The sequence below is a fragment of the Paenibacillus sp. VTT E-133280 genome (assembly GCF_002264385.1).
GTDB classification, from domain to species: domain Bacteria; phylum Bacillota; class Bacilli; order Paenibacillales; family Paenibacillaceae; genus Paenibacillus_AQ; species Paenibacillus_AQ nitricinens.
The window spans coordinates 1-8986 of sequence record NZ_NFUX01000123.1 but is presented as its reverse complement, the minus strand read 5'-3'; the positions used below and the strand labels follow the sequence as shown (position 1 = coordinate 8986).

The 8986-nt window shown below is 36.1% G+C and carries 10 protein-coding genes and 1 pseudogene; 3 read left to right on the top strand and 8 right to left on the bottom strand.

What is annotated here, in order from left to right; genetic code table 11:
* The 6 genes and pseudogenes from CA600_RS29835 to CA600_RS29815 all read right to left on the bottom strand — a co-directional run.
* The coding region (locus CA600_RS29835; RefSeq protein ID WP_094874713.1) for a hypothetical protein at window positions 1-922 on the bottom strand (922 nt) is incomplete at its 3' end.
* Window positions 923-933: 11 nt separating this feature from the next.
* On the bottom strand, window positions 934-2649 hold the full coding sequence (locus CA600_RS29830) for a hypothetical protein (RefSeq protein ID WP_256990070.1): 1716 nt from the start codon (window positions 2647-2649) through the stop codon (window positions 934-936).
* A 78-nt stretch (window positions 2650-2727) separates the two neighbouring features.
* Entirely contained in the window at window positions 2728-3768 is a 1041-nt protein-coding gene (locus CA600_RS31430) for a hypothetical protein (protein ID WP_094874712.1), read from the bottom strand.
* A 5-nt stretch (window positions 3769-3773) separates the two neighbouring features.
* Window positions 3774-4031, bottom strand: coding sequence for a DUF7662 domain-containing protein (locus CA600_RS32270; RefSeq protein ID WP_441339161.1), 258 nt, complete (start codon window positions 4029-4031; stop codon window positions 3774-3776).
* Between the two features lie 93 nt (window positions 4032-4124).
* Window positions 4125-4571: pseudogene (locus CA600_RS32245) on the bottom strand (DUF6884 domain-containing protein); the annotation flags it as partial.
* Window positions 4558-5199, bottom strand: coding sequence for a hypothetical protein (locus CA600_RS29815; RefSeq protein WP_094874711.1), 642 nt, complete (start codon window positions 5197-5199; stop codon window positions 4558-4560). The gene CA600_RS29815 and the pseudogene CA600_RS32245, both read right to left, overlap by 14 nt.
* A gap of 116 nt (window positions 5200-5315) precedes the next feature.
* Here CA600_RS29815 and CA600_RS29810 point away from each other — a divergent pair, with 116 nt between their 5' ends.
* Window positions 5316-5618, top strand: a complete 303-nt coding sequence (locus CA600_RS29810) for a hypothetical protein (RefSeq protein WP_094874710.1) — start codon at window positions 5316-5318, stop codon at window positions 5616-5618.
* On the top strand, window positions 5608-5931 hold the full coding sequence (locus tag CA600_RS29805; RefSeq protein ID WP_094874709.1) for a hypothetical protein: 324 nt from the start codon (window positions 5608-5610) through the stop codon (window positions 5929-5931). Before CA600_RS29810 ends, CA600_RS29805 begins: the two co-directional genes overlap by 11 nt.
* 45 nt (window positions 5932-5976) lie before the next feature.
* Here the strand turns inward: CA600_RS29805 and CA600_RS29800 are convergent, their stop codons facing one another.
* Together CA600_RS29800 and CA600_RS29795 are read right to left on the bottom strand one after the other, a co-directional pair.
* On the bottom strand, window positions 5977-7269 hold the full coding sequence (locus tag CA600_RS29800) for a competence protein CoiA family protein (protein WP_094874708.1): 1293 nt from the start codon (window positions 7267-7269) through the stop codon (window positions 5977-5979).
* A gap of 121 nt (window positions 7270-7390) precedes the next feature.
* Window positions 7391-8092, bottom strand: a complete 702-nt coding sequence (locus CA600_RS29795; RefSeq protein WP_179281781.1) for a restriction endonuclease — start codon at window positions 8090-8092, stop codon at window positions 7391-7393.
* 127 nt (window positions 8093-8219) lie between these two features.
* Between CA600_RS29795 and CA600_RS29790 the strand changes: the two genes are divergently transcribed.
* Window positions 8220-8780, top strand: coding sequence for a hypothetical protein (locus CA600_RS29790; RefSeq protein ID WP_094874706.1), 561 nt, complete (start codon window positions 8220-8222; stop codon window positions 8778-8780).
* The last annotated feature ends 206 nt before the right edge of the window (window positions 8781-8986 follow it).

Below are 8986 nucleotides of genomic sequence, written 5' to 3'. Positions count from 1 at the left end.
TGACTTCGTTAGTCATTAAATCCAGTTTGGTATCAAACTCAGAATTGTTTCGAGCGACTTTTTCAGATAAGATCTGGATATCTTCCTGAATTAATCGTTTCATATCACTGAGTTTCTCTACATGAATATCAATTTCTTGATTTAGAGTTTCGATGTTAGTCTTATTTTCTGTAACTCTCACTTCGATTTTAGATATATTATCATTTTGATTTGAAACGAGTTGTTTCACTGCTTGAAATTGTTCAACTTGAATTTCTTTTAGGTAATTAAGATCATTTAGAAAAACTGACTGCGAAGATACCAATGATTTCATTTCATCGGTCAGATCAGTTAATGTCAGATCTTGAGCTTCAACCTTGTTTTCGAATACTTTAAGGTTACTTTTCATTGTTGAAAGATTACCGAAAATTATATCAACATCAGTTAAGTGTTCGATCTTCTCTATTTTTTCTTTGAATTTTTTCAAAACTTGGATTACCTGCTTCTGCTGATTAATGATTTGTGTGATCTCATTTTGGTTTGTTTGAACGCCTTCAATTCCTTTTAATGCTTTCGCGTTAGCTTCTTCAGCTGCTTTCAGTGAGATCAAAATTCCATGAATATATTCTTTATCTAATGCGGAAAACGTATCGTAGATAGTATTAAATTCTTTAATTGTTCTAACAAGAACTTGATTCTGTTTAATCATTTTATCCTGAATATTTTGAGTCAACCTATTCAGGTCATCACCCGTTACTTTATAATCAAACAACCCAAAAGGTCCCCTTGAACCTGGAACACTAGGTAAAATCTCTTCTTTAGGTATTTTTTCACTAAATTCTTTTAATTTATTTTTCTTTTTATTGAAATCATTGGTGCTGTTATTCATAATGGCTATCTGGTTTTTATTTTGATTATGCTTTGTTTCGGTTTTAATTGACATTTCTGATCACCTCAAAGTAAGTCTTCTAAATCTTTTTGCATTTGAACTAAATCTTTCTGATTATCACTAATACTGTCTTTATTTTTTGAATCATTAGCCTTATCTCCAGCAAATATCTTATTAAGCGAATGTCGCATTACTTCTTTCGCTAATGCGTGATTGTCTGAAATTTCGCTCATAACATTTTCTTTACTTGCTGCTACATGGCTTTCAGCTACAAAAAGTTGTACCTGTTGAAGATTCATAATTTCATTTTTTCTGTCAATAATTTGAAGGTCGCTCTCTTCTTTCGCCTTTTTGGAGATGAATTTATCGATAAGATTTATAACTATTGCGCCAACTAATCCAGACACTAAACTTGAAAGAAATAAACCAATCATATTCGCAAGAGTGCCAATCAGTGGTATCTCAATTTGCATTCCAGGAACTGTTAATAAGAGTTTTTCAAAAACTTCTCCTAATAAAATTGCACCGCCACCAACTAATCCAAATGTTATTATTTTTCCAACTTGTGCTACCTTTACAGAAAACGGTTTGTCCTTATTCTTCTTATCTCTAAGATAATTAACGGCATCAATAACAGAAAATATCCCTTGCTTAAATAAACTTGATAATTTCTTGAACATACCTATAATAGGTCCAAATATTTCAGATAAAATTGTACCGATTAATGTTGATCCTCCCGTCTGAAAAACGCTGAGAATTTTAGAGAAGAATGATCTTATCGATTCCTTCATTTTAGATAAGAATCCATTAAGCGACTTAGATTTTTCCTTAAAAAAGCGGATTAAGCCATTCATGATTTCTTTCAACAACGTGAAAAGTGCTGAGATAGCCATTGTCTTTAAGGCATCTTTTCCCGCTTTTTTCCCAACTTCTTTTGCTGCTTTTACTCGAATATTATTATTTATTGTTTTTCTTGCTCCTTTATCAGCATTCATCATAAGATCGTCATCTGCAGCAAGTTTATTTTTCATGCGTTTGTTATTTTCTTCTTTTTGCCGATGTTTATCAGCATCTGACCTAGTTGATTCATCAACCTTTTTATTTGCCTTTTCATTTTGTTCAATCAGTGATTTTTCCCTAGTCTCACGGGTTTCTATATACTCTTTATTACTTTTGGCACCTTTACTTTTATTCAAGGATTCGTTTGTCGGCTTTAGATTTTCTTCTTTGTTGGCAAGATCAGCTACACTTAAATTCGCTTGCTTTCTTCTTTGATTTTCGAATAGTTCTTTTCTTGATACGACATGATCTAAATTAGCCTTCTCTCCAAGTTTTAAGTCTTTTCCTGTGTACTCATCCTTTAATTTATCAGCTTGTTGCTGTTCCTTCATTGCCTTATTGGCATCTTTGTATCGTTTATCTTGCATAACGGAATCGGCAATATCCTTATACTGTTCAGGATGCTCTCTATCATATTTTTGAATTAATGTTTCATTAGTCATGTCGAGACCAATTTGATTCCCGAACTGTTTCCAAACCTCATCAAAGACTACTTTCCCTAAAGAATCAGGATCTGATATTTTTTCTCTATCCCTTTCCAGTAACTCTAAATCAGAAAAGCTTTCTTCCAACTGTTTTGATAAGTAACCTTCCATTTCTTCAAAATCAAAGTCAGTTTCAATAATATCAATTTCAATATTTAGGCTTTCATTCTTATTAGCCACAGGTTCAAACAGTCCTTCCAAATTAATTTTTATAAAGAAAACATTCCAATGATTCATAGGAATATTTTCCTATATTTATTTTAACATGTCTAATTATAAGGGGTACATAAAAAAAGAGCTCAAAGTGAGCCCTCGTTAATTCGTATCATCTATTCGTCTAAGCCAGGCATCAAAAAAGCTTCTGCTAAGATCTTCTACCCAATGATTGCACAACAAATAGTTTGTTCCGTTAATTATGTATGGATCAGCGTAGAACCTGGGACGACCGTTTACATTTCGCTGTTCGGTCATGGAAATCGTATGATCTACTTTTTTTAATACTGGATAAGTGATATTAAATGTTCTTTTGGCATAATCTAGCCGCTGTAAACGCTCAACCTCTTGTTCAGTTAATAAATCATTTGTTATCAAACGATCAAAACTGGATTTAACCAAAGCACCGATCTTTATAACCTCAGATCCTTTAAAATCGGCAGGTAATTTTTTCGATTTCATTGTGGATTTCGATAGGCCAACTGACGGTATATCATCTGCAAAAAGATTGTACATCTGTATGCTGCGCATAAATAGCTCTGAGGTGTCCGACACAGAATTGGATAAGGCTGTAACAACATTGAAGATTTTCTCCTTGAAGTCCTCATTGCAGATTAACTCAAAACTGAAATTCAAACCCTTATCCTGAAACTGATGCTGAAGTTCACTTATGTAGAATTTCAACGGTTCACAAACCGCACCATATATTTTAGGAGCAGCAAAGATGATATTTCCAGCATCCATATTAAAATACCCATGAATCGCCATTGCTGTACGAATCATTTTCTTAAGCACTCGGGAAATCGTCTCTTCCTTAGACCCATAATTCAGACCATTCTCATGAAAAGCCACATCGATACCATATATGTTCTGAACACCGTTCGCTCCCCCCACTTCCATACCCAATGCATCAATTTCAGCTTGTTGAAGGAGCTGCGAAGAGGAACTGTTTTGCTTAAACAAATTGAGATTGTATTTCTCTTTAAAATATTGGTCTGAATCTTTCATCATACTTTCAACAACAGCTTCGTTATAAAGTTCCCACGACTTCACAGATGGTTTCCAGTTCAACTGAACAAGCTGACAGTTCTTCGCATGTCTCAGCCATGAGAGCATTAAGGATTCTCCGATTTCAATCTTCAAAAGAGCTACACCTCGCTTATTCTTCTAAATACCGTCTTTTCTCCAAGGTTAACTGAATCCACTTCCCAACCTGCAAGTAGCCACGATTTAGCATGTGAATGCGTCAATGTATTTGCCCACCATGGGCGATGTTTACTTGCAGAAGGTGGCAGGGAAAAACCAAGTATTTCTTCAATTTGACCTACATTTATAGTCACTTGCTCCTCTTGAGAGTTCAGCAAAAATCCATAAAGAGAGGCGTACTTTCCAACATTCTTCTCCATAGTATTTTTCAATTGATCTTTATGTTCACTCAGAGAAGGCTGTGCAATCACTTTAGACGGTGATTTCAAAGACTCCGCCGTTATCAACGCCTGTTGTTCCAGTGCTCTTGTTAGCTTTTGCAACATGTAGCCGATACCCTTACAATCACTCAAAGGAAATATCAGCTCCTGCCCCTGGTTAAACACTGTTTTAACTCGATCAGCATAATGCTTACCGCCCAGCACAGTAATTTCCTCGAAATCCGATAACCCCATGCTCACAGCTTGTTCTTTTAATTGATCGATATGAATGGTTTCATTGGAAGGTTTAACGAAAGACACGTTATAAACCTCTGGAATGATATCCTCAGGAAATAGAAAACCGTATTTCGCGGACAAAATTACCCAATGATCGAAAAAAGTATTAGCATACTTTTGGCACGCTATCGCGAAGACTCCTGTATAAACCTTCTGCGCTTCTACGGGTCCAATTGTTGGCTGTTTGTCCCAAATCTTAGCTGCTCCGCAAGGAATAACACACAGTTTTTTAGACGTATTCATTAGCGAGGACCTCGATTCTATTTAAGTCTTGGTTATTTAATGGCTCTTTATATAATTCATTAACTTGCCATAAGCCACTTCTTCTTATTTTTTCGTTAGGTGAAGACATACCAAGCCAGTGTATAGACGGAATGCATTCTTCGCATAATGATAGCGTTGAGACAAGGCGCGATTCCAAGGATAATCGTTCTGTTTTGTCTTCTATGGAGAGTACACAGAATGAGAAATTCGTCTGAATATAATCACTAACCCTGCGCTCGATATTTGACTGATAAGCTGAATCTATTAAATGCCCATTCTTGAGTTTGGCTACCCGCGTTGTAAAATCTAGTTCCCATACACTTGCATAAGGATCTTTGTCTTTGTTCAGCAAACACCTGCCTATATTCTTGCGAAAAATACTTCTATCTTTATTCTCCTGTACAAAGTGTTGTTTCAAGCGTGAGCGAAGTTGGTTAGGACCCGTATGCGTGCCTACTCGAACAATTCGATCAACACCGTGCCCGTATTCACCTGTTTCAAACAAAATATAGACTCCATTTCTGGGTATCACGCTATCTTCAAAAGGGAATCGATGCCTGGTCAATCCATACGCAATCCTATGTAAGTCGGTACAGTGTTGGCTCATTCTGAACAGCCCCCTTAGACATATAAGAAATTCGTTACTTAAGTGTTAATAAGTGTAATCATACCATAAGAAAATCCCTTAGATTATGATATAATGACAAAAAGGCGGTGAGCAGAATGTCCATTTCAAAAGAACTATTGGAGCAAAGTTTTAAGAATAAACCATATGTAGAACTTAAAGATCTAGTCCAATTAATCGAAGAAAACTTTGGATTCAACGTTTCCCTACAAAGGAAAGATGAGCAACCTACTTTAACCGATGAACAAAAGAAGAGAATGACCTCAGTTATTTTTAAAGATGAGAGCGTTCTGTCCCAACTTCAACAAGCTCAGAAGGATCGTAAAGATGGAATTTCCACATATAGTGACAGCGAGGAAGAATTCGCCAAATTACTGAATGAGGTCGGAAATGAAAAATAATGCCTATAAAGTGCTCTGGACCACTTATGCACGAGTAGCATTGGCGCGTATGAAAAAATACAAAGTGGACCCGATGAATGTATTCAAACGCTCAAAAGCTGTTTTAGCTGATGAGCCGAAATACAAAGCTGATGGGGTCTCTGATTTTCCTGGGTTTGAGTTTAACGGCTATCATTGGACTTTGATTGGTAATGTAGTCATCATCTATAGGATTGACGAGGATCTCCGTGAAGTGTATGTGGATGCTTGTTACTTTGCAAATACGGGGTTGTCTCATTATATTTTTTGGGGAATAGATCCTGATGAAGAATAGCCCAACCCACAAACGGAATCTCACGTGGGTTAGGCTATTTTTGTCCTATAAATCATCTATCTCAACAAGCCACTTTCGAATCTTCTGTTCATTAATTTTTCCTAAAGCATATCTGGCCCATTTCTTCACTTCTAACAGAGTTAATCCGTAATTCGCAAGTTCTTTATTGTGTCTCTTTAGATAATAATAAAATGCTTCTGTTTCTTGAGTTGTTAGAGATAGATATTTTAATTTATTCAAATATTCAATCACATCAATATAATCTATAAATTGAGTTGTAGCTGCTTGCCTATATGGTACTGTTATTTCTTCATCAATTATCCTCTGTTCATTCTCAACACCGTATAAATCTCTTTCTAAACGAGCCTCCGCTTCTACTTTTTCAATTTGAAACAACACTTGATTGGCAAATCCAAGCCTGTTCTCATCCTCTCGATCTTTATCACTAAGCAGAATTTCGTCCCGAATTATTAAAGCTTGTGAAATATTCATTCTATATCCTTCGCTTAACGCAAAGGCTCTAAACGGTGAACGCTTTTGATCCAAGATGAATCTGTGAACAGAAAATGTAATATCATCTCCCACAGAGTGTACATAGTATAAGCTCCTAACATCACTAGTCATGGGACCGTGTGCTTTGTAATCAAATAGCTTAAATATATTATGCTCTGGGAATTCTTCACGCAGTTCTTCTAAAAACTTATCCCATAATCGATCTTCTTCTGTCTTTATTGCCAAGCTATATTCTGCTTCCCAAAGATGTAGGACCCTATGTTTGAAGTCATCGGCTAACTCCCTATCTTCAACAAACCAAATGGACTCAAGTCCTTTGTCAGCAAAGTACTTATTCCTCTTGATGATGGTTTTAACAACTTTATCGTCACCAATTTCATGAACATTCGTAATAACTGATACCGCAAATTCGCGACCATTTTTATTTAAATAAATATCAGGGTAATGCTTCCATTTCTCTTCGGGGTATTCTTTGTATCCGTACTCAACTTTCAAATCTGGTCTGATAAGTTCCTGACCCTTAAGTTCGTTATATATGATTGCCATTATGACTGAATGCTTCTTGTTTTCCCGCTTCGTTTGATTATGATATGTATCGTATGCTTTAGATTGCTGACAAGTCTTTCCCTTACGATGAGCAAAGTGAATGTTGCGAATATCACCAGCACGAAGACGTAGCTCTTCGTGGCAAAAAGGACAGGTCATAGCTCCTTTTTCAGCAGCTTTACGGTACTTATCAATTGTTCCCTCGTGTTGGGATTCACTGTATCTGCTTAATTCTTCTATGATATTGATCTCTTCTTTTTCGTAGCACGCAATCTCCATACAAACGCCCCCCATACATAACGAATGGGTTAACCTTCTACATATTTCGAGTAAAATCCTTTATATTTCCAAAAATGTTTAAATGGAGCTAAGTAATCCTAACCAAAAGAGGTTCTTGAACTCAATGTTCAAGAACCTCTTTTTCAAATCCAACATATTGTTCGATTAAATTCAGCAGATGTTCACCGTTGATGGTCAGAATCGATTTATTTTCTGCACATTCTAATGCCTGCTTAGTGAATTCACCTGTTGTTATATAGAATCCTTCAACTGCATTGAAATCAATCATTGCACTGTGGAACTTTTGAATATCTGGTCTGCCTACCTTAGGAGATGTGTATCTTTTGCACTCCACTAATCGTACTTCCCCATTTCTTCGAAGAATAATGTCTTTGCCACCATCTCCAGTGCGCTTGGTTACCTTACTCTCATACCCTGCACAACGAAATACACGTGCCATATACTCTTCAAATTCAAACGGACACATTTTTTTTAGATAATTCAAATCCCTCAAGCGTGATATCTGCCTTTTCTCTTCCTGCTCACGCTCCATTTGAAGGCGGATGAGTTCCGCTCTTCTTTTATTTTTCACTTCAAAAACAATCCAAACAGTTAACAAACAGAAACCAATCATTGCAATAACAAATACCGTTTGTATCAGCGCATTTTGCTTTAAGAAATACACTTCAATATTTTGAAAGGCCGATACAATTGTCCTAATTATGCTGAATACTAAAAAGATCAGAAATGCTATCAATACCAAAATCACTTTTGAGCTTCCTTTTTTGCTTCTGTAAGATCTTCCGCGTCTTCTTCTTGCCATTATAATACCTCCCTGACGGGCAGTATTATTCCCTACAAATAGCAAATTTAGTACAAGCGACAACATAACTGAGCAGACTTCACCATAAATATAAACAAACAAAGCAATGGACAAAGGGGGAGTAACAATGGGAAGCAATGAGCCTATTTCGCCAAAACAATTCCTAAGTAAAATCGAAGAAGGTCAGGCAAAACTGTACTACGACATAGGAAAACGAGTACATAGTTATTTCGAGGAAACCTTTAAGGAAGTGCAGCAATACCTACAACAATTCCCCCCACAAGATGATGATTCAATGATTGAAGAGTCTGAAAAATACGAACAATTGCTTAACAACTATGGATTATTACAACAGGAATTTCAGAAACTCAAACAAAGCAACGAAAATCAGAGATCTAAAATCCAAAAACTCAAAGAAAACAACGATCGGCTTTCAATGAAGGTAGCGAAAACGAGTTCAAAAAACGCCGCAGAGAATAATGAGACTGAACCCTCAAACCATACTGATCAACCTAAGACTACAACAAAAAAACCGCGAGAACCAAAAAACACAAAGTTAGTTAAAACGTTTACTGTTACAGATGCAACAGATAAAGATCAGCCTGATATTTGGGATTATGAAGGAATGGATCTTCTTAACGAACAATATCAGAATGAGAGTGATGAAAAAAAGGTGTTAGACGAGTAATTAAGAATTCATTGAACATCAAGCTAAACTTATACACTTACCGAAATGTTATATTGCTAACTTATACACTTGCAGAAAGGAATTAATTATTCACCTTAAAATGGGTAATCAATTTATCCCTTTTTTGTCATAGACCGTTGATACAAGATCAATTCAGTTTAATTTGGTAAGGCGAGTGTATAGGGGTACGATCGTACCCCTATACA